This is a genomic window from Herbaspirillum sp. RTI4 (assembly GCF_034313965.1).
Lineage (GTDB): Bacteria > Pseudomonadota > Gammaproteobacteria > Burkholderiales > Burkholderiaceae_D > Herbaspirillum.
Window position 1 is genome coordinate 1 of record NZ_JAVIWQ010000002.1, and the last position, 20,897, is coordinate 20,897.

At 56.8% G+C, this 20,897-nt stretch carries 17 protein-coding genes; 14 read left to right on the forward strand and 3 right to left on the reverse strand.

Translation table 11 applies throughout. The annotated features are described in order from the left end of the window. Positions 1 to 432 precede the first annotated feature (432 nt). From miaB to gloA, 14 genes are all read left to right on the forward strand, one after another. Positions 433 to 1,800 (forward strand): tRNA (N6-isopentenyl adenosine(37)-C2)-methylthiotransferase MiaB, encoded by a 1,368-nt coding sequence (gene miaB / locus RGU70_RS00210; protein ID WP_322207424.1) that lies wholly within the window; start codon positions 433 to 435, stop codon positions 1,798 to 1,800. Next, entirely contained in the window at positions 1,797 to 2,882 is a 1,086-nt protein-coding gene (locus RGU70_RS00215; RefSeq protein WP_322207425.1) for a PhoH family protein, read from the forward strand. The genes miaB and RGU70_RS00215 overlap by 4 nt, the downstream gene beginning before the upstream one ends. Next, positions 2,869 to 3,402, forward strand: a complete 534-nt coding sequence (gene ybeY, locus RGU70_RS00220) for an rRNA maturation RNase YbeY (protein WP_322207426.1) — start codon at positions 2,869 to 2,871, stop codon at positions 3,400 to 3,402. Before RGU70_RS00215 ends, ybeY begins: the two co-directional genes overlap by 14 nt. 131 nt (positions 3,403 to 3,533) lie before the next feature. Further along, entirely contained in the window at positions 3,534 to 4,421 is an 888-nt protein-coding gene (locus RGU70_RS00225) for an HlyC/CorC family transporter (RefSeq protein ID WP_322207427.1), read from the forward strand. Positions 4,422 to 4,489: 68 nt separating this feature from the next. Next, entirely contained in the window at positions 4,490 to 6,058 is a 1,569-nt protein-coding gene (lnt, locus tag RGU70_RS00230; protein WP_322207428.1) for an apolipoprotein N-acyltransferase, read from the forward strand. Positions 6,059 to 6,142: 84 nt separating this feature from the next. Beyond that, a complete protein-coding gene (glyQ, locus tag RGU70_RS00235; RefSeq protein ID WP_322207429.1) occupies positions 6,143 to 7,054 on the forward strand; it encodes a glycine--tRNA ligase subunit alpha in 912 nt (303 codons plus the stop codon). A gap of 69 nt (positions 7,055 to 7,123) precedes the next feature. Then, positions 7,124 to 9,241, forward strand: coding sequence for a glycine--tRNA ligase subunit beta (glyS, locus tag RGU70_RS00240; RefSeq protein ID WP_322207430.1), 2,118 nt, complete (start codon positions 7,124 to 7,126; stop codon positions 9,239 to 9,241). Between the two features lie 4 nt (positions 9,242 to 9,245). Next, positions 9,246 to 9,833, forward strand: a complete 588-nt coding sequence (gene gmhB, locus RGU70_RS00245) for a D-glycero-beta-D-manno-heptose 1,7-bisphosphate 7-phosphatase (protein ID WP_322207431.1) — start codon at positions 9,246 to 9,248, stop codon at positions 9,831 to 9,833. 166 nt (positions 9,834 to 9,999) lie between these two features. Beyond that, positions 10,000 to 10,731 (forward strand): lysophospholipid acyltransferase family protein, encoded by a 732-nt coding sequence (locus RGU70_RS00250; RefSeq protein ID WP_322207432.1) that lies wholly within the window; start codon positions 10,000 to 10,002, stop codon positions 10,729 to 10,731. 17 nt (positions 10,732 to 10,748) lie between these two features. Further along, positions 10,749 to 11,663, forward strand: coding sequence for a SprT family zinc-dependent metalloprotease (locus RGU70_RS00255; protein ID WP_322207433.1), 915 nt, complete (start codon positions 10,749 to 10,751; stop codon positions 11,661 to 11,663). A gap of 471 nt (positions 11,664 to 12,134) precedes the next feature. Continuing rightward, positions 12,135 to 13,844 (forward strand): methyl-accepting chemotaxis protein, encoded by a 1,710-nt coding sequence (locus tag RGU70_RS00260; protein WP_322207434.1) that lies wholly within the window; start codon positions 12,135 to 12,137, stop codon positions 13,842 to 13,844. Between the two features lie 409 nt (positions 13,845 to 14,253). Continuing rightward, positions 14,254 to 15,954, forward strand: coding sequence for a methyl-accepting chemotaxis protein (locus RGU70_RS00265; protein ID WP_322207435.1), 1,701 nt, complete (start codon positions 14,254 to 14,256; stop codon positions 15,952 to 15,954). A gap of 222 nt (positions 15,955 to 16,176) precedes the next feature. After that, on the forward strand, positions 16,177 to 17,160 hold the full coding sequence (locus RGU70_RS00270) for a cation diffusion facilitator family transporter (RefSeq protein ID WP_322207436.1): 984 nt from the start codon (positions 16,177 to 16,179) through the stop codon (positions 17,158 to 17,160). A gap of 45 nt (positions 17,161 to 17,205) precedes the next feature. Continuing rightward, positions 17,206 to 17,595, forward strand: coding sequence for a lactoylglutathione lyase (gene gloA / locus RGU70_RS00275; RefSeq protein ID WP_322207437.1), 390 nt, complete (start codon positions 17,206 to 17,208; stop codon positions 17,593 to 17,595). A 12-nt stretch (positions 17,596 to 17,607) separates the two neighbouring features. On the opposite strand, the gene rsmA is transcribed toward gloA, so the two are convergent. Genes rsmA through RGU70_RS00290 form a run of 3 tightly spaced genes read right to left on the reverse strand, consistent with a single transcriptional unit; the run spans position 17,608 to position 20,836 of the window. Further along, positions 17,608 to 18,390: a 16S rRNA (adenine(1518)-N(6)/adenine(1519)-N(6))-dimethyltransferase RsmA gene (rsmA, locus tag RGU70_RS00280; RefSeq protein ID WP_322207438.1), complete on the reverse strand. Its 783-nt coding sequence runs from the start codon at positions 18,388 to 18,390 to the stop codon at positions 17,608 to 17,610. Further along, positions 18,387 to 19,466, reverse strand: a complete 1,080-nt coding sequence (gene pdxA, locus RGU70_RS00285) for a 4-hydroxythreonine-4-phosphate dehydrogenase PdxA (protein ID WP_322207439.1) — start codon at positions 19,464 to 19,466, stop codon at positions 18,387 to 18,389. The genes rsmA and pdxA overlap by 4 nt, the downstream gene beginning before the upstream one ends. Further along, positions 19,466 to 20,836 carry a peptidylprolyl isomerase gene (locus RGU70_RS00290; protein ID WP_322207440.1) on the reverse strand — a complete coding sequence of 457 codons (1,371 nt, stop codon included), beginning with the start codon at positions 20,834 to 20,836 and terminating at the stop codon, positions 19,466 to 19,468. Before RGU70_RS00290 ends, pdxA begins: the two co-directional genes overlap by 1 nt. Positions 20,837 to 20,897 lie beyond the last annotated feature (61 nt).

The window sequence follows — 20,897 nt, forward strand, 5'->3', positions numbered from 1 at the left end:
CGCCCATGCCAGACCAACATCCCGCCACGCTGCGGCTATTCCGTATGCCGCCGGATGCCGACTGGGCCGGCACCGTTGTCCGTCTCGACGAGGCCCTGCGATTCAGTCTGAAAGCAGCCAGACCAGGCTGATCTGATTCGCCCGGCTCCGGCGGCTCCTCCCCCGGGGCTGCGGCTATCCAATGCTATAATCGGCCCCCGTTCTCCCCCGGTTTCCACACCCTTGGTTTTCACACCCTCGTCGCAGTGATCTGTCCTGCGCCCCGGACGCAATCCTGACCCGTATTTCGCCGCTGGACTGTTCTATGCGCTGGCTTATGCGATGGCTTATGCGCTGACCTATGCACTCGCCGGCTGGCCTGTGCGCCGCGGTAAGTCATTTGCAGATGCCTCACAAATTAAGCAATTTATTAAGTAACTTATTAAGCAATTTATGCAAAAAAAAGTCTTTATTAAAACCTTCGGCTGTCAAATGAACGAGTACGACTCGGACAAGATGGTCGATGTTCTGAACGCTTCCGACGGTCTGATTCGCACCGACCGTCCCGAAGAGGCCGATCTGATCCTGCTCAACACCTGCTCGGTGCGCGAAAAAGCGCAGGAAAAAGTGTTTTCCGACCTGGGCCGTTTGCGCGAACTGAAGAAAAATAATCCCAATCTGCTGATCGGTGTCGGCGGTTGCGTCGCCTCGCAGGAAGGGGCGGAAATCGTCAAGCGCGCGCCCTATGTCGATCTGGTATTCGGCCCGCAAACCCTGCATCGTCTGCCACAACTGATTAACGAGCGACGCGCCAGCGGCCGCCCGCAAGTCGACATCAGCTTTCCCGAAATCGAAAAATTCGACCACATGCCACCGGCCAAAGTGGACGGTGCGACGGCCTTCGTGTCGATCATGGAAGGTTGCAGCAAGTATTGCAGCTATTGCGTGGTGCCTTATACGCGCGGCGAAGAAGTGTCGCGGCCGTTCGAGGACGTGCTGACCGAAGTGGCCGGTCTGGCCGAACAAGGGGTCAAGGAAATCACGCTGCTCGGGCAAAACGTCAATGCCTTCCGCGGCACCATGGACGACGGCAAGGGCGGCAGCGATATCGCCGACTTCGCTCTGCTGATCGAATACATTGCCGACATTCCCGGCATAGAACGCATCCGCTTCGTTACCAGCCATCCCAAAGAATTCACGCAGCGCCTGATCGATACTTACGCCAAAGTGCCGAAGCTGGTCGATCACCTGTACCTGCCGGCGCAACACGGTTCCGACCGCATTCTCGGTGCCATGAAACGCGGCTATACCGCGCTGGAATACAAATCGGTGATCCGCCGTCTGCGTCTGGTGCGGCCCAACATTGCCATTTCCAGCGATTTCATCGTCGGCTTTCCGGGCGAAACGGAAGAAGATTTCGATGCGCTGATGAAGCTGATCACCGATATCGGTTACGACACCAGCTTCAGCTTCATTTTCAGCCCGCGCCCCGGCACGCCGGCCGCCGGTCTGAGCGACGATACGCCGTATGAAGTCAAGCTCAAGCGCCTGCAACATCTGCAAGCGGTGGTGCAGGACAACGCCACCAAAATCAGCATGGCCATGGTCGGCAGCGTGCAACGCATTCTGGTCGAAGGGCCGTCCAAAAAAGACCCGGAAGAGTTGCAAGGCCGGACTGAAAACAACCGCGTCGTCAATTTCAACGGCGGCCCCGACGGAGCGAGCCTGATCGGTCAGATGATTGATGTCCACATCGTGCTGGCTTATCCGTTCTCGCTGCGCGGCGAACCGATTCTCCCCTCACCTCCAGGCTCCGCTTGAAAAAAATGCCGACGCAACCGCAGTACTTCATTCCGCAACCGCTGGATAACAAGCGACTGGCGCATCTGTGCGGTCCGCTCGATGAAAACCTGCGGCAAATTGCCATGGCACTGGACGTCACCATCTTCCGGCGCGGAGAAAAATTCATCGCCAGTGGCGACAATGCCCTGCGTGCAGTCGAGATCCTGGCGCATTTCTACGAGCGGGCCGACAAACTGGTGTCGCTGCAGGACATCCAACTGGCGCTGGTCGAGCAGCGCGCGGCGCAAAGTCCGGCAGAGAGCGGCAAGTCCGCCTCTTCCGCTCCCCGCCTCGTCCCCGCCGCAACGGTCGAAGACAGCAAACGTGAAATCGACACCCCGGTGCTGAAAACCCGCAAACACGATCTGCGCGGCCGCACCCCGCTGCAAAGCCAGTATCTGCGCGATATTCTGGAACATGACATCACCTTCGGCGTCGGCCCGGCCGGTACCGGCAAAACCTATCTGGCCGTCGCCTGCGCAGTCGATGCGCTGGAACGCGACGCGGTGCAACGCATCGTGCTGACCCGGCCAGCCGTTGAAGCCGGCGAACGTCTGGGCTTTCTGCCGGGCGATCTGACGCAAAAAATCGACCCTTATCTGCGTCCGCTCTACGACGCGCTCTACGAACTGCTCGGTTACGACCGCACGCAAAAGCTGCTGGAAAAACAGATCATCGAAATCGCGCCGCTGGCCTACATGCGCGGCCGCACCCTCAATCACGCCTTCATCATCCTGGACGAGGCGCAAAACACCACGCCGGAACAGATGAAGATGTTTCTCACGCGCATCGGCTTTGGCAGCAAGGCGGTAGTCACCGGCGACATCACGCAAATCGATCTGCGCCCTGACCAGCGCAGCGGCCTGACCGACGCGATTGAAGTCATGCATGACGTCAACGGTATCGCTTTCAGTCGTTTTACCAGCAGCGATGTGGTGCGTCACCCGCTGGTAGCGCGCATAGTCGATGCCTATGAAGCGATGGGCAATGCCCGTGACACCTCCAGCGCCGCCCTCAAGCGCCTGACGCAAGCCGCCAAAATTCGCCATGTCAAAAAATAAAACGCCACCGGCTGTCGCGCCGGGCAAGCCGGCCAAAAAATCGCCGCGCCCGGCTTTATCCCTTTCGGTGCAATATCCCGATCCGCGCCTGCAAGCCGTCCTGTCGCGTCCGCAAGTCCGGCGCTGGGTGCAAGCCGCACTGCTGGCACCGGCGCAACTGACCCTGCGTTTCGTCGACGCTGCCGAAGGGCAGGCGCTCAACCGCGACTACCGTGGCAAGGATTACGCCACCAATGTGCTGACTTTCGCCTATTCCGCCGACGCCGACGAGGAAAAATTCGCCGCCAGCGATGATCTGCCGACGCAGGCCGACATCGTGCTCTGCACCGATGTGCTGGAAAGCGAAGCTGCCGCGCAGGGCAAAAGCGTGGTCGATCACGCGGCGCATCTGATCGTGCATGGCGTGCTGCACGCCCAGGGCTACGATCATGAAAACAACGAAGAAGCGGAAGAGATGGAACAACTCGAAATCGAGATTCTGGCCCGCTGCGGACTGGCCAATCCCTACCTGGAACGCTGAATGGAACACTGACCCGGCCACCCCGGGGCCTGTTGTCAACAAACCCTTACGGTGGCATTTCATCGTGCAGACATTTTTTTGTTGTATCCTGTATCCCCTCAAAACAACGTCGGACCCACGGCTCACGCCATATGCAAGATCTCCCTCCCGGTAGCGCCAAATCCCTTGACGCAAAGCCTCATCGTTCATTATTTGAACGTCTGACCGCCCTGATTTCCCCCGAACCAGAAAATCGAGCCGAACTGCTCGAAGTGTTGCAGGATGCCCACGAACGCAATCTGATCGACGCCGATGCGCTCTCGATGATCGAAGGCGTGTTCCAGGTCTCCGATCTGGCCGCGCGCGACATCATGGTGCCGCGCTCCCAGATGGACAGCATCGACATCAGCAAACCCATAGAAACCTGGATGCCGGACGTGCTGACGACCGCCCATTCCCGTTTCCCGGCCGTGGAAGGCGAACGCGACAAAGTCATCGGCATCTTGCTGGCCAAGGATTTGCTGCGCTACTACGCCGAAGAATCCTTCGACGTGCGCGACATGCTGCGCCCCGCCGTGTTCATCCCCGAATCGAAACGTCTCAACGTGCTGCTGCGCGACTTCCGCGCCAACCGCAACCACATGGCCATCGTGGTCGACGAATACGGCGGTGTCGCCGGACTCATCACCATCGAAGACGTGCTGGAACAGATCGTCGGCGATATCGAAGACGAATACGATTTCGATGAGGCCGAAGACAATATCCTGTCCATCAAGGACGGTGCCAATGGCGCGCGCTGGCGCGTCAAGGCCCTGACTGAAATCACCCAGTTCAACGAAGAACTGGACACGCATTTTTCAGACCACGACGCCGACACCCTCGGCGGCATGGTGGCCAACCATCTGGGCCGCGTGCCGCGCAAGGGCGACAGCGTCGATATCGACGGCGTGCGCTTTGAAGTGCTGCGCGCTGATGCACGTCAGGTGCATGTGCTGCTGGTAGAAAAATTGCCGTCGGCTTTCGCCGCCGACGCATCTTGACGCCAAGCGCCAGCAACATCCCCCGGCCCTCCGAAGCGCCGGGGGGCCCACTTCCCCGCACATTGCTGATGATTTTATTGGCGCTGCTGCTGGGCGCTGCCACGACGCTGGCGTTTGCTCCGTTTTCCCTCTGGCCGCTGCAAATCCTGACACTGGCCTGGCTGATCCGCACCGTCCTGCTCACCGGTCATGCCGGTCACGCCCACCCACTGCGCGACAGCGCCTGGGTCGGCTGGGCCTATGGCACCGGCGGCATTGCCTGCGGCATGCACTGGCTGTATTTCAGCATGCACACCTATGGCGGTATGCCGGGCTGGATGGCGGCACTGGCCGTAGCCCTGCTCGCCGCCTTCCTCGGCCTGTTCACCGCCGCTGCCATGGTGCTGGCAAGCTGGCTACGCCAGCGCTGGCAGACGTCGGACAAAGCCATGGCGCTGCTGATGTTGCCAGCCGTCTGGCTGCTCTCCGAATGGCTGCGCGGCTGGCTGCTGACCGGTCTGCCTTGGATCAGCAGCGGCTACGCGCATAGCGTCAGCCCGCTGGCCGGTTTCGCCCCGCTGTTAGGCGTCTACGGCGTCGGCGGCATCGCCGCGCTGATGGCCGGTGCATTGGCACTGCTGACGCTGCCCGGCAAATCGAAAACGCTCCCTGCTTTCCTGATTCTTGGCTTGCTGGTAGGCGGCGTACTGCTAAGGCTGGTGCCGTGGACGGCACCGCAAGGTCAGCCGATCACGGTCCGCCTGCTCCAGGGCAATATCACGCCGGACATCAAATACACCGATGAAGGCATGCGGGCAACCCTCAATACCTACGCCGACATGATCCGGGACCAGCCCGCCGATCTGATCGCCACGCCGGAAACGGCCATCCCGCTAGTGCAGCAACAACTGCCACCGGACTTCCTGCCGAATCTGCGTACCTTCGCGCAGCAATCGGACAGCCATCTGGCGCTGGGCATGGTGTTTTCCGACGCGCCACAGGAATACAGCAACAGCGTCCTGGGCATCTCCCCGGACCCGACCGCTATCCAGCCCTATCGTTACGACAAACATCACCTGGTGCCTTTCGGCGAATTTGTGCCGACCGGTTTCCGCTGGTTCATCGACCTGATGAACATCCCGCTGGGCGACCTCACACGCGGCACCCGACAGCAAGCGCCGTTTGCCGTCAGGAACCAATGGATATTGCCCAATATTTGCTACGAAGATTTGTTTGGCGAAGAAATCGCCGGCTCGCTGGCCGCCGCCCGCCGCGATGGAGCGCCACAAGCCAGCATCCTGCTCAACATGTCCGACATTGCCTGGTTCGGCAATTCCATTGCCATACCGCAGCACTTGCAGATTTCGCAAATGCGGGCGCTGGAAACGGGACGCCCGATGTTGCGCGCCACCAATACCGGCGCTACCGCAGTAATCGATCCCAAGGGCCGCATCCTGGCGCAACTGACACCGTCCATGCGCGGCGTCCTGAGCGCCACGGTGCAGGGTTACGGCGGTCAGACCCCCTATCTGCTGGCGGGAAACCTGCCTGCGGTGCTGCTGGCGCTGCTGATGTTGCTGCTCTGCTGGCGGCAATATCGACGTTCGCAGCAGCCGTCGCAAGGGCATGATTCGCATACCATTAGCAAAACCCGTTAAAATTCGAGCCTTGGTTGTCGGCGTGGCGCGCATAGTGCGCTAAACAACGCCGTGTGTACGACCCTTCACCTACTTCCCCCCGACATGCTGACATTTCAACAAATCATCCTCAAACTGCAAGACTATTGGGCCACGCAAGGCTGCGCGCTGCTGCAACCCTACGACATGGAAGTCGGTGCCGGTACCTCGCACACCGCCACTTTCCTGCGCGCCATCGGCCCGGAACCGTGGCGCGCCGCCTACGTCCAGCCCTCGCGCCGCCCGAAAGACGGCCGCTACGGCGACAACCCCAACCGCATGCAGCACTACTACCAATATCAGGTGGTATTGAAACCCGCGCCGGAAAACATTCTCGACCTCTACCTCGGATCGCTGGAAGCGCTGGGGCTCGATCTGAAAAAGAACGATGTCCGCTTCGTCGAAGACGACTGGGAAAACCCGACGCTGGGTGCCTGGGGACTGGGCTGGGAAGTCTGGCTCAACGGCATGGAAGTCACGCAGTTTACGTATTTCCAGCAGGTCGGCGGCATCGACTGCAAACCGGTATTGGGTGAAATCACCTACGGTATCGAACGACTGGCCATGTATTTGCAGCAAGTGGAAAACGTCTACGATCTGGTGTGGACCGAATGGACGGACAACGGCGTCAAAAAAAGCCTGTCGTACGGCGATGTTTTCCACCAGAACGAAGTGGAGCAATCGACCTTCAATTTCGAACACTCGAATACGGAATTCCTGTTTTCGCTGTTTACCAATTACGAAGCCGAAGCCAAGCGCATTCTGGAAGTGCCGCTGACCCTGCCGGCCTACGAAATGATTTTGAAAGCGGCGCACACTTTCAACCTGCTCGACGCCCGCGGGGCCATTTCCGTGACCGAGCGCGCCGCCTATATCGGCCGCATCCGCACCCTGTCACGGGCCGTGGCGCAAGCCTATTACGCCTCGCGTGAACAGTTGGGTTTCCCCATGCTCGAGCAGACGCAGCAAACTGCCTAAGGTGCCTGCCAACGCGCCTGCCGCCACAATCAAAACACGACCAGAACACAATAAGAGCACGAGCACCCCATGAATCAGACCCTGTTAGTAGAACTCCAGACCGAAGAATTGCCTCCCAAGGCACTCGCCAAACTGGGCGATGCCTTCGCCGATGGCATAGTCAAAGGCTTGCAGACACGCGGCTATATTGATGCCGACGCTGTTACCACCACCTTCGCCAGCCCGCGTCGGCTGGCCGTCTCGATCAGCGGCGTGCGCGCCGTGTCGCCGGACAAAGCGCTGCGCGAAAAAGTCTTGCCCGTCACCGTGGCGCTCAATGCCGAAGGGCATCCGACCGCCCCGCTGATCAAAAAGCTGGCGGCGCTGGCGATCCAGACCGGCGCCACCATCATCACGCCCGACGAACTGGAACGCGCACAGGACGGTAAAGCGGAGAGCTTCTTTTACAGCTACACCGCCAAAGGCAGTCCGCTGGCAAGCGGCTTGCAAAGTGCGCTGGAAGATACTCTGGCCAAATTGCCGATTCCCAAACTGATGAGCTATCAGCGGCAAAGCGGGCGCGATACCGGTACCACCGTGCATTTCGTGCGTCCCGCCCACCGCTTGCTGGTACTGCATGGCGATGCCGTGGTACCGGTGCATTTGCTGGGGCTGGACGCTGATCGCATCACGCAGGGTCATCGTTTTCTCTCCCAAGGCGCGCTCACGCTCGACCACGCCGACGGCTACGCCGCGCTGCTGAGCGGTGCCGGCAAAGTGATTGCCAGCTTTGACGAGCGCAAGGAAAAAATCCGTAGCGCCTTGCTCGCCCAAGCCGGTACCGATCAGGTGCTGATGCCGGAAGCGCTGCTCGATGAAGTCACCGGTCTGGTCGAATGGCCGGCCGTCTACGCATGCCGTTTCGACGACGAATTCCTGAGCGTGCCGCAAGAGTGCCTGGTGCTGACCATGCAAACCAATCAGAAATATTTTGCGCTGACCGATGCCAGCGGCTTGCTGCGCTCGCGCTTTCTGATCGTCTCCAATCTGGAAACGACTGATCCGAGTCACATCATTGAGGGCAATGAACGGGTCGTCCGTCCGCGCTTGTCGGATGCCAAATTCTTTTTTGAACAAGACAAGAAAAAAACCCTGGCTTCGCGCGTGCCGCTGCTGGCCAACGTGGTCTATCACAACAAGCTGGGCAACCAATTGCAACGCACTGAGCGGGTACAGGCGCTGGCCGTGGCCATCGCCGGGCTGCTTGGCGCCGATGCCGTACTGACCAGTCGCGCTGCGCTGCTGGCTAAAACCGATCTGCTGACCGACATGGTCGGTGAATTCCCGGAACTGCAAGGCATCATGGGTGGCTACTACGCCCGCCACGACGGCGAGGCCAATGAAGTCGCCCTGAGCGCGGCCGAACACTATCAACCGCGTTTCGCCGGCGACACGCTGCCGACCACGCCGGTCAGCACCGCCGTCGCGCTGGCCGACAAACTGGAAACGCTGGTCGGTATCTGGGGCATAGGCCTGCAACCGACCGGCGACAAAGACCCGTTCGCCTTGCGCCGCCATGCGCTGGGCATCGTGCGCATGCTGGTCGAGAAGCACTTGCCCTTGTCGGTCGCTGCGCTGCTGGCTGCTGCCAAAGCGGTCTTCAGCGGCTACCCGGACTTCAAAGCACCGGGGCCTGAACTGGCTGATTTCCTCTACGACCGCCTGCGCGGTTTGCTGCGCGAACGCGGTCATGTCGTCAATGAAATCGAAGCGGTCGTGGCGCAACAGCCGGACGTGCTCAACGACATTGCCGACCGCCTGCTCGCGGTCCACGCCTTTGCCGCCTTGCCGGAAGCGGAAGCGCTGGCAGCGGCCAACAAGCGCATCACCAACATCCTCAAAAAATCGACCATCCCCGCTGGCACTGGGCACGCAGTACAAGCCGATTTGCTGGTCGAAGCCGCCGAGAAAAATTTGCATGCGGTCATGCTGCAACTCGCGCCGCAAGTTGATGCTGCCTGCAACAGCGGCGATTTCGCCGGTGCATTGCAAGCGCTGGCCCGTCTGCGTCAGGACGTCGATACTTTCTTTGCCGACGTGATGGTGAACGCCGAAGACCCGCAATTGCGCGACAACCGGCTGGCCTTGCTGGCCGAGCTGCATCGGATGCTCAATCGGGTTGCCGATATTTCCAAACTGGCGGTCTGAACTGATGGGCTCCGATACCAAGCCGGTGAGGCCGTTAAAACTGATCATCCTGGACCGCGACGGCGTGATCAACATGGACTCGGACGCCTTCATCAAGACGCCGGCAGAATGGCTGCCCATCAAAGGCTCGCTGGAAGCCATCGCGCGGCTCAATCAGGCAGGCTATAGGGTAGTGGTGGCGACCAATCAATCGGGCGTGGCACGCGGCCTGTTCGATATGGTCACGCTCAATGCGATCCACCATAAAATGCATACAGCCGCGCAACAGGTGGGCGCCGATATCGACGCCGTTTTCTTTTGCCCGCATTCCGCTGACGACAATTGCGATTGCCGTAAGCCGAAAGCTGGGATGTTCACCGATATTGCGCGTCGTTATAACCTCAGCCTGCGCGGCGGCGTGATCACGGTTGGCGATTCACTGCGCGATTTGCAGGCAGGCTTTGTCGCCGGTTGCGCGCCGTATCTGGTGCTGACCGGCAAAGGGAAAAAATCGCTGGATAAGGGCGGCTTGCCACCGGGTACACTGGTCTTCCCTGATCTGGCGGCGGCGGTGGATTTCATACTCAAGCCGTCGATGGAAGTGGCTGTCTGAAAGACGGCTGCCTGGTCTGACACCGCTTGTTGCCCTGCCGCTTTCTGAAGTATCGGCCCACTGCCCCGCACCGAGCCGCTATCTGATTTGTGATGTGAACCGTCTAACCGGAGTTTGAATCTTGCACCCTGTCCTCTTTTTGCGATCCCTGTTTTTTGTCCTCTGCATGACGGTAGCTACCGTGGTGTGGTCGCTGGCCTGCGTGCTGTTTGCCCCCTTCCCTTATGCCCGCCGCTATTACCTGACTTCGCGCTGGAACTGGTTCGTGATCTGGACCGCGAAGCTCATCTGCGGCATCCGCTATGAAATCAAGGGCGCTGAAAACCTGCCGGATGCACCGGTCATTTTGCTTTGCAAACATCAGTCGGCATGGGAAACCATTTTTCTTCTGCTGAAAATGCCGCGTCCGCTGGTCTTCGTCTTCAAGAAGGAATTAATCTACATTCCCTTTTTTGGCTGGGGCATTGGACTGCTGCGGATGATTCCTATCGATCGCCGCAAGGGTAAGGATGCGTTCGCGCAAGTGGTCAGTCTTGGCCGGCAACGGCTGGCAGACGGTCAGTGGATCATCATGTTTCCCGAAGGCACCCGCATCCCGGTCGGGGAAAAAGGCAAATACAAGCTCGGTGGCGCGCGGCTGGCGGTGGAAACCAATACGCCAGTAGTTCCTATCGCCGTCAATGCTGGCGAATGCTGGCCGAAGAATTCTTTCATTAAAAAACCTGGTCTGATCACGGTATCGATCGGCAAACCGATTGCGCCGGATGGGCTGACCTCGGCGCAATTAACCGAACAAGTGGAAACCTGGATAGAATCCGAAATGCGCGTGATTTCCCCTGCCGTGTATGCAGGCAAACCCGTGGGCCACCCCTCTGACCAAGCTTCTCATCCACTATAAATATCCTGCGCCCTCTTTTGAAACTGCTCCGTCGCCAGATTCAGCCTGATCCTAACCAGCTTGCGCTGCAACTGGATTTCTTCGCGCCGGAGCCCTTGCCTCGCGATCAGATCAAACCGGTCGCCACACCACCGACGGGCAGTATCCGTCCGCTATTGCCCACGCCTCCTGCCTTACCCCCTGCGCCACGGCAGACTACGCCGGCAGACGGCAAGCGCCGCATCCAGGTCGGCGAACACACGCTTGATTACGTTCTGTTGCGCTCCAAACGACGCACGATAGGCTTTCTGATCGGCGAGGAGGGACTGCGAGTGACGGCTCCCAAATGGGTCACGCTGGGCGAAATCGAAAACGCCATCCGTGAGAAGCAACGCTGGATTTTTACCAAACTGAACGAACGGCGCGAACGCTCCGTTCGCCGCCTTCAGCCGCCGATGGAATGGCGCGATGGGGCGACCTTACCGTTTCTGGGTGCAGAGCTGACCCTGCGCCTGCGCACGCAACCAGGCGCGGCAATCACGCACAATCTGGCCTCAGGCGAACTGGTAGTGTCCTTGCCGACCGATGCCAGCGAGCAACAGCTTAAAGACCGCGTGCTGGGCTGGCTGCAACAACAAGCGCGCGAAACCTTCGCTGCCCGCCTGCCGATCTACGCCGAAAAACTGGGCGTGGAATACCGCTCATTTGCCCTGTCGTCTGCCACGACACAATGGGGTTCGTGCACCGCCGACGGCAAAATCCGCCTGAACTGGCGACTGATGCATTTTTCCCTGCCGCTGATCGATTACGTCATCGCCCATGAGTTATCGCATCTGCGCGAAATGAACCACAGCCCGCGCTTCTGGGCGACCGTGCAATCGATTTTCCCCGAATTTGAAGACGCCAAGCGCGCCCTGCGCGACCGCGGACCCGATACGTTGCCCATTTTTTAAAACTGCTTCAAAAGGCTAGGTCTGTTGACGTTTCATTAGCGAGATGCTTGCCCTGTCTGTTTTTTCTTGCCCCCTCCTTTTCCCCCTTTAGTTCTACAAGACTCTTAATTCCTTCAACTGGATATGGAGTTAATTCATTTGTATATCCAATAATAATAATGATATCTGTATATCAATATGAAGATATTGTTGTTAGTATTCAATTCAAATCGATTAATTAAAATTTCCAAATACAATTGATATTTAAGTGTTGTTTCGCTATTTTTTTTAATCCCTTCCGTTATTTATTCCAAATAAGATTTGGTCGCTTAATTGGTTATAACAAAAGTAATTACATAAACCTCTTCTCTTCCAAATAATAAATATTTCCCGCACTCCGCCTTAATTCACGAAGTTATATATTTTCTCCAAATAAAATTTGATTATTTGGTTATAACAACCGTAATTACAAAATCTCCACGCGAGGAAGTCATGTCCATTGCAAAACGTCTTTATTTATTAATTTTATTTGTCGTTATTGGATTTGCCGGAGTTGCCGGCATGGGTATTTACCAGATAAATCAGGTCTATACGGCAGCCAATTACGCGAACGTCAATACAGTTCCCAGTCTGCTCGCGCTCGATGAAGCATTCCGACCCTTTGCGCAAATACGAGCATTGGTCTGGCAGCACATAGCCTCGTCTGATCCCGCCAAACACCAACAATTAGAGAGTGCTATCGCCACCGAACATGAGGCCATCATCAGTGCTTTTATGAAGTATGAAAAAGAAAATATATCCGATGATAAGGACCGAGCCCTCCTGGAAACGGATCGAAAAGAACTTACCAATTACGATATTTTTCGCGACAAGATTATTTCCCTTTCAAATGCAGGCCAAAAGGATGCAGCGACGGACCTCCTGATGCAAAATCAGGCAATCGTCACTAGGCTCTATGCCGAACTGATTGCGCATTCAAAATTTAACGAAGACCTGGGTAAAAAAGGCGCAGAAGAAAGCGCAGCAACCATGCGTCAGGCCTATTGGATCTCGATCGCCATCTCTCTGGCCGCGATCATCTGTATCGCCATCATGGGATTGCTGTTGTCACGCCGGATCGTCAATGCACTGCATCTGGCCGTGGCAATTGCACAAAAAGTGGCTACCGGCGATTTGACCCAACAGATCAAAGTCACGTCCGATGACGAGACGGGTCAATTGATGCAGGCATTGAAAGACATGAACGCCAACCTGACCAGAATTGTCGGTGAGGTGCGCAGCAGCACCGATACGATTTCCACGGCATCCAGCGAAATCGCAGTGGGCAATCTGGATTTATCCGCCCGCACTGAGCAACAAGCCGGCTCTCTGGAAGAAACGGCAGCGGCGATGGAGCAGATCACGTCGACCGTCAAACAGAATGCCGATAATGCGCGTCAGGCTAACCAGATTGCAGTCAATGCCTCTGAAACGGCCATACGGGGAGGCGAAGTGGTGCGTGAAGTAAGAAACACCATGACCGCGATTAATGCTTCGTCGAACAAAATTGTCGACATCATCAGTGTTATCGACGGTATTGCTTTTCAAACCAATATTCTGGCTCTGAACGCGGCCGTGGAAGCGGCTCGCGCGGGTGAGCAGGGACGCGGATTTGCGGTCGTTGCCGGTGAAGTGCGCAGTCTGGCGCAGCGCGCTGCGGCAGCGGCAAAAGAAATCAAGACCCTCATTTCCGATTCGGTAGAAAAAGCGGAGCATGGCAGAAAACTGGTCGAGCAAGCGGGACTGACGATGGAAGAAATCGTGAGCAATGCGAAAAGCGTCACCGACATCGTCGGCGAAATTTCCGCCGCCAGCCAGGAACAAAGCACCGGTATCGAGGAAATCAACCGGGCCATTACGCAAATGGATGAAACCACCCAGCAAAATGCGGCCCTGGTCGAAGAAGCGACGGCTGCGTCGCAATCACTGCAAGACCAGACCAGAACACTGACCCGTGTCGTCGGCATCTTCAAGCTCGACGGGATGTCCACCGCGAGCAGCAGAATTGAGACGCACGCAGAGCATGTGGCCGCTCCGCGTGCGAATCCGACGATGGCAACTAAAAAAACACCCAGGCCCGCCATCAAACCGCGCATCTATCCCCCTGCCAAAACCATCGCCACGTCGGTAGCGGCAGGAAATGATCACTGGGAAGAGTTTTAAGTAGCTGTTGAACCAGAGCCTGTTCATATCTCATTGTTGAGAGAGCAACAGGCTCTGGGCTGATCTCATGTCGCACAACACCGTTTCAGAACGCGCAATACTGCACTACTGCAATACACGCTTTGCCAGCTTACATCTGTAGCACCCCTCCCTTCTGCACGACCCCATCCCCTTTGCCTCACAGGCAGGCATCTGCTCGTCCTCCTCGCATCCCACCCTATTGTTTCCAAATGGCAAGCAAACATGACTTACCATAAAACTAATGAATTTTTCCAAATAAACGAAATAAATAAAATAAACAAATATTTTTGTTTATTGATTTACTTAATGATATATTTCCTCAAAACAACAGTTAATCCGGGATTTCGTTATCAAAACGTCATCCCAAAAAATTCTGAACGAGGAAACCATGTCTATTGCGAACCGTTTGTATTTGTTAATTTTTTCTGTTGTCGTTGGATTGGCCGGCCTGGCAGGGCTTGGTATTTATCAACTCGGCCAGGTCTACGCGGCGGCTAATTACGCGAATATCAATACGGTGCCTAGCCTGCTCGCCTTAGATGAAGCATTTCAACCATTTAGTCAGATACGCACAGCGGTATGGCAGCATATTGCTGCGACCGATCCTGGCAAGCGCCAAACATTGGAAAATGGCATAGCGACTCAGCACACGGCCATCCTTACCGCCCTCTCGAAATATGAAAAAGAAAACGTGACGGATGAACAGGACGGGACTTTATTAGCCGCAGACCGGAAAGCACTTGCCAATTACGACACTTTCCGCGACAAGGTTATATTTGCTTCGAAGTCCGGTGAGAAAGACGCGGCGGAAGAACTGATGATGCAAAACCAGCCCATCATTATCGGGCTCTACAACGCATTAATTGCGCATATCAAATATAACGAAGCACTCGGCAAGAAAAGTGCCGCAGAAGCTGCGTCAACAATGGAACATGCGAATTGGATTTCCATTGCCATCTCTCTGACGGTGATTCTCGGTGTTGCCATCATGGGCTTACTCCTGTCGCGTCGCATCGTGAGCTCACTCATTGAAGCGATTCACATTGCGGACAAAGTCGCCACAGGTGATTTAACTCAACGTATCGACATCAGGTCCAATGACGAAATCGGCAAATTACTGCAAGCACTGAAAAAAATGAACGACAACCTGGTCAAGATTGTCACCGAAGTTCAAAGCGGCACCGATACGATTTCCACAGCATCAGGTGAAATTGCGATGGGTAATCTGGACTTTTCCGCCCGAACCGAAGAACAAGCCGGCTCGCTGGAAGAAACCGCTTCGGCGATGGAGCAAATAACATCGACAGTCAAACAGAACGCCGACAATGCGCGTCAGGCCAGCCAGATGGCGGTCAATGCTTCTGAAACAGCGATCCGTGGCGGCCTCGTGGTGCATGAAGTGATCAACACCATGAATGCGATTAATGCCTCGTCGAACAAAATCGTGGACATCATCAGCGTCATCGACGGTATTGCTTTCCAAACCAATATTCTGGCTCTGAATGCCGCAGTCGAAGCAGCACGCGCCGGTGAGCAGGGACGCGGGTTTGCCGTCGTTGCCAGCGAAGTGCGCAGTCTGGCGCAACGCTCTGCGGCAGCAGCAAAAGAAATCAAGACGCTTATTTCCGATTCGGTGGATAAAGCGGAGCAAGGCGGCAGGCTGGTGGAACAGGCCGGAACGACGATGGAAGAAGTCGTCGCTAACGTGAAACGCGTTACCGACATCGTCGGCGAAATCTCCGCCGCCAGCCAGGAACAAAGTACCGGCATCGAAGAAGTCAATCGCGCCATTACGCAAATGGATGAAGTGACCCAACAAAATGCAGCGCTGGTGGAAGAGGCTGCCGCTGCATCGCAATCCTTGCAAGATCAGGCAAGAACGCTGTCCAACGTCGTCGGCGTGTTCAAGCTCGATGGAATGCCGGCAATCAGCGCCAATATTGCGACACCAGTAAAACACGCCGGTGCGCCCCGTTCGAATGCGGTGAACAAAACAATCAAGCCCGCCGCCAAACCCCCTCATCCCGCTGCTAACAAGCAGGTCGCGATGGCAACAACCGCCGGCGACGATAGCTGGGAGCAGTTTTAAGGCAGTGCCGGGCAAGCTCACTATTTCTCTATTTCTCTATTTCTCTATTTCTCTATTTCTCTATTTCTCTATTTCTCTACTGCTCTACTGCGCTACTGCGCGGTGCCATTTCAGAACGCGCCGCGCAGCTTCCATACTTCCTTAGCCATACTGCGCTACCATGAAGACCAATCCTGAGGCGCCGTATCCAGTCGGCCAGGTCAATCTTCAATGGACAAGTACATGGGCGCAGGACATTCACACGCAATTCCCGACAACGGCAACGAGAAAGCATTGTGGTGGGCGCTCGGCCTGACCAGTACCTTTCTGATTGTCGAGGCCGTTGCCGGATTTCTCACCAATAGTCTGGCCCTGATCTCCGATGCGGCGCACATGCTCACCGATAGCGCTGCGCTGGCCATTGCCCTGCTGGCAATGCGCATCGGCAGGCGGCCGGTGGACGCTAAACGCACCTTCGGTTATTCCCGCTTTGAGATTCTGGCCGCCGCAATGAATGCAGTGCTGCTGTTTCTGGTAGCTTTTTATATTTTGTATGAGGCTTACCAGCGCGTGATGCATCCGGCGCAAATTCAGTCGTCCGTCATGCTTGCGGTGGCGGTTCTGGGACTGGTCATCAATTTGATCAGCATGCGCATGCTGCATGGGGGCAAGGATCACAGCCTGAACCTGAAAGGCGCTTATCTGGAAGTGTGGAGCGATATGCTCAGCTCGCTGGGCGTGATTATCGGTGCGCTGATCATTCGCTGGACCGGCTGGAGCTGGGTCGATTCAGTCGTCGCGATCGGCATCGGCGTCTGGGTCTTGCCGCGTAGCTGGATGCTGCTCAAAGAGAGTCTCAATGTGTTACTGGAAGGCATTCCCGCCGGTATCGAATTCATCCAGATCGAAACGGCCATCCTGGCTATTCCCGGCGTGAGCAGTCTGCATGACCTGCATGTCTGGGCCATTTCCAGCAACAAAATCAGCCTGACCGTGCACGTCGTGCGCGAACCCGGCGACACCGGCTATGCCAGCCTGTTGACGGCGATTCGTCAGATGCTGGCAGAACGCTTCAACATCCATCACGCCACGGTGCAGCTGGAAGACCTTCCGTGCGAACAAGATCATCCGGAACATTCTTTTTCCGCAAAACATGTCGGGCATGATCATGAGCATGGCAATGCGCATGACCATGCGCACGGGCACTCAGGGCATGCCCACCCCTGAGTCACTCACCATCAAGATTTGTTTCAATCAACCTAGGATAATGACATGCGTATTTTGCACACGATGTTGCGCGTCGGCGATTTGCCGAAATCGACCGATTTTTACACCAAGCTACTCGGCCTGAAGCTGCTCAGAACTGTCGATCGTCCGGCGCAGAAATACACGCTGGCCTACCTTGGCTACGCCAGTAATCCCGAGCAGGCAGAACTGGAATTGACGTACAACTACGGCGTCACGAGTTATGAAATGGGTACGGCTTATGGCCATCTGGCAGTACAAGTGGCCGATGCGGCAGCAACCTGCGCAAGCGTGAAGGCAGGCGGCGGTATCGTGACGCGGGAAGCGGGGCCGGTTCAGGGAGGCAACACCATCATTGCCTTCGTGCAGGACCCTGATGGTTACAAAATTGAACTGATCGAACACGGCGTCGAATAAATCGACGCTGCGTCAGCCCAGTTTTTTGGTCAGATAATTGGCCAGCGCAACGAACTGTTCGACCGCTACCGCTTCGGGGCGGGCCTGTGGATCGACTCCACAATCGACCAGTTCGTTTTCGCTTAGTAGTTCTGAAACGCTATTGCGGATTACTTTGCGCCTTTGCGTAAAGGCTTTGGTGACCACTTGCTCCAGCCGTTTCTGCTCACACGCCATCGGTTGCGCCAGCGGCACCATGCGCACGATGGCCGACTCCACGCGCGGCGGCGGATCGAAGGCCGTAGGCGGCACGATGAACATCATTTCAATCCGGTAACGCCATTGCAGCATGACCGAGAGCCGGCCAAAGGTCTTGCTGCCCGGCGCTGCCGCCATCCGCTCCACCACTTCTTTTTGCAGCATGAAATGCTGGTCTTGCACCTGCGGTGCAATCGCGGCCAGATGAAACAGCAAGGGGCTGGAAATGTTGTAGGGCAGATTGCCGACCACACGCAGTTTTTGTCCGGCAGGAACGGGAATCGAAGAGAAATCGAATTGCAGCGCGTCGGCGCTGTGAACGGTCAGCCGCGCCGGATCGAACTGTTTATGCAGACGCGTTACCAGATCGCGGTCCAGCTCGACCACGTGCAGTTGCTTCACACTTTTTAGCAGCATGCCGGTCATTGCGGCCAGTCCGGGGCCGATTTCAACCATCGCATCCTGCGGCTGGGGATCGATTGCCCGCATGATGTCGAGCAACACATTCTGATCGGTCAGGAAATTCTGACCGAAGCGTTTGCGGGGAATATGCTTCATGCCGACCTGCTTGCCAACGCCATGCGCGCAGCGGCGCGCATCGCTTCCAGCATGCTGCCGTGATCGGCGTGTCCCGGTCCTTTTGCCGCCAGATCCAGCGCCGTGCCGTGATCGACCGAGGTGCGGATGATGGGCAAACCCAGCGTAATGTTGATGCCGTGGCCGAAGCTGGCGAATTTCAGCACAGGTAATCCTTGATCGTGATACATCGCCAGCACGCAATCGGCTTGCTCGAGATATTTGGGTTGGAACAGCGTGTCCGCCGGATAAGGGCCGCTAACGGCAATGCCACGCGCTTTTGCCGCTTCCAGCGCTGGGGTAATGATGTCGATTTCTTCGCGTCCCAGATAACCGCCTTCGCCCGCATGCGGATTGAGGCCGGTGACCAGAATGCGAGGATGAGGCAGACCGAATTTCTTTTGCAGCTCGGCATGGAGGATGTCCAATGTGCGCGACAGACTGTCGAAGGTGATCGCTGCGGCAACCTCTTTGAGCGCCAGATGGGTTGTCGCCAGCGCAACCCGCAGATGGGGCGCGGTACCGCCCGCCAGCATCATCACGACGTGCTCAGTGCCGGTACGTTGCGCCAGATATTCGGTGTGTCCGGTGAAGGCAATCCCGGCATCGTTGATGGTGCTTTTTTGCAGCGGTGCCGTGACGATGCCCTCAAACCGGTGCGCCAGCGCGCCATCAATAGCAATGTCCAACGTACGCAATACCGCCACACCGTTGCCGGCGTCTAAGCGGCCCGGATGCACCATGCGCGGCCACTGGCAATCGATGGCAACCAGTCGCTGATCGGCAAACGTCGGAACGCCGTTGTTGCGAAAGTCCTGCTGGGATAAAGCCGACAAGCGAATTGCAGGATCGATCTCTGCGGCGGCTTGCGCCAGAAAGGCTGCGTCGCCAATCAGCACCGAGCATATCTCGCCGCGCAATTCCCATGCCGCCTTGAGAGCGATTTCCGGGCCGATTCCGGCCGGTTCTCCACAGGTGATGGCGAGAACGGGTCGGCGGATAGGCGTGACGGCTGCTGGTGGATTCAGTCCTGTTTGCTCAAGTGGGGGAGTAGACATCAATCCTGATCGTTGCGGTATTCGACATAGGCGTTGTCGCGTACCTGGCGCATCCAGTCATCCGTCGCCTCTTGTATTTTGCGTTCGCGCAATGCTTGCCGCGCCGCTTGCCGCTGACGTTCTTTCGAAGCATCATCGGTTTTGCGTTCTACCACTTCGATCAGATGGAAACCGAACGGCGTTTCGACCGGCTCACTGATTTCACCCGGCTTGAGCTTATCCATCGCACGTTCAAATTCGGGCACTGTATCGCCGGGATAAACCCAGCCCAGATCGCCTCCCTTGCTGGCCGACAGATCGTTGGAATACAACTTCGCCAATTCTTCAAAAGTGGCCGCCTTGTGGTCGAGTCTGTCCTTGATTTCCAGCAGCTTGCGCCGCGCATCGTTGGCAGTAACGACCTGATTGAGCTTGATCAGAATATGCCGGACATGCGTTTGTTGCACTGCCGGCAAAGCAGCAATGGAAGCGGCACCGGCAGAACGGCGACCGAGCAGTTTCAAAATATGGAAACCATTATTGCTTCTGACCAGAGCCGATACCTGACCCGGCTGCAAACTGGCGACCGCTGTCACGAATAGTTCCGGCAGTCGATCTCCGGCGCGCCAACCGAGATCGCCGCCTTGTAACGCGTCGGTGCTGTCGGAATACACTGCGGCCAGCTTGGCGAAATCACCGCCGGTTTTCAATTGCCGCAACACGTCTTCGGCGCGTTCACGCCGTTGCAATAGTTGTTCCGGCGAGGCATTTTCGGGGGTCGTGATCAGAATTTGCGCCACATTAAGTTCCTGCGTGGCCTGTGTATTTTTTTCTGCCGCGAGGTAATTATCGACTTCCGATTCCAGAACCTGAACCTTGTTATCGACTTCCCGTTCACGCAGGCGCTGAGTCAGCATTTCACGGCGGATGTCTTCGCGGAAAGAGGCGTAGTTCATGCCGTCATGCTCAAGCTGAGCGCGCAATTGCACCAGCGTGAGCTTGTTTTGCTCGGCGATACGGGTCAGTCCGCGATCCAGCATGGTGTCATCGATAGCGACGCCGGACTCTTTGGCCAGCTGCGCCTGTGCGCGTTCGACAATCATCCGTTCGAGCACCTGCTTTTGCAGCTGTCCCCGAGGTGGCATCGCACCGCCCTGCGCCGACAGGCGTTTTTCCACGTCACTCAGCCGACTCAGCAATTCGCGCTGGGTAATCACTTCGCTGTTGACTACGGCCACGATAAAATCGACTGGCTGTATCTGTTGACGCGGACTGCTGGCCGCCGCGACAGGTGCCGCTGCCGTTTGCGCGTAAGCCGCGGCTGCTATGCAGCAAGTCAGGCCAAGCAGTGCAATGCGGATACTAAAACGATGAAGGGAATGATTCCGCATGATTGAGAGAGGGTTCATAAAAAAGTGAATCAATAAGGTTCAGACAACTAAGTTCAGACAA

What these genes read in the sequence shown, in the direction of transcription:
- gmhB (WP_322207431.1), top strand. Translation starts at nt 9,246, where the DNA reads ATGGGCTCCGATACCAAGCCGGTGAGGCCGTTAAAACTGATCATCCTG.
- RGU70_RS00225 (WP_322207427.1), top strand. Translation starts at nt 3,534, where the DNA reads ATGCAAGATCTCCCTCCCGGTAGCGCCAAATCCCTTGACGCAAAGCCT.
- miaB (WP_322207424.1), top strand. Translation starts at nt 433, where the DNA reads ATGCAAAAAAAAGTCTTTATTAAAACCTTCGGCTGTCAAATGAACGAG.
- RGU70_RS00260 (WP_322207434.1), top strand. Translation starts at nt 12,135, where the DNA reads ATGTCCATTGCAAAACGTCTTTATTTATTAATTTTATTTGTCGTTATT.
- RGU70_RS00250 (WP_322207432.1), top strand. Translation starts at nt 10,000, where the DNA reads ATGACGGTAGCTACCGTGGTGTGGTCGCTGGCCTGCGTGCTGTTTGCC.
- lnt (WP_322207428.1), top strand. Translation starts at nt 4,490, where the DNA reads ATGATTTTATTGGCGCTGCTGCTGGGCGCTGCCACGACGCTGGCGTTT.
- pdxA (WP_322207439.1), bottom strand. Translation starts at nt 19,466, where the DNA reads ATGTCTACTCCCCCACTTGAGCAAACAGGACTGAATCCACCAGCAGCC.
- glyS (WP_322207430.1), top strand. Translation starts at nt 7,124, where the DNA reads ATGAATCAGACCCTGTTAGTAGAACTCCAGACCGAAGAATTGCCTCCC.
- glyQ (WP_322207429.1), top strand. Translation starts at nt 6,143, where the DNA reads ATGCTGACATTTCAACAAATCATCCTCAAACTGCAAGACTATTGGGCC.
- ybeY (WP_322207426.1), top strand. Translation starts at nt 2,869, where the DNA reads ATGTCAAAAAATAAAACGCCACCGGCTGTCGCGCCGGGCAAGCCGGCC.
- RGU70_RS00270 (WP_322207436.1), top strand. Translation starts at nt 16,177, where the DNA reads ATGGGCGCAGGACATTCACACGCAATTCCCGACAACGGCAACGAGAAA.
- RGU70_RS00265 (WP_322207435.1), top strand. Translation starts at nt 14,254, where the DNA reads ATGTCTATTGCGAACCGTTTGTATTTGTTAATTTTTTCTGTTGTCGTT.
- rsmA (WP_322207438.1), bottom strand. Translation starts at nt 18,390, where the DNA reads ATGAAGCATATTCCCCGCAAACGCTTCGGTCAGAATTTCCTGACCGAT.
- RGU70_RS00290 (WP_322207440.1), bottom strand. Translation starts at nt 20,836, where the DNA reads ATGCGGAATCATTCCCTTCATCGTTTTAGTATCCGCATTGCACTGCTT.
- gloA (WP_322207437.1), top strand. Translation starts at nt 17,206, where the DNA reads ATGCGTATTTTGCACACGATGTTGCGCGTCGGCGATTTGCCGAAATCG.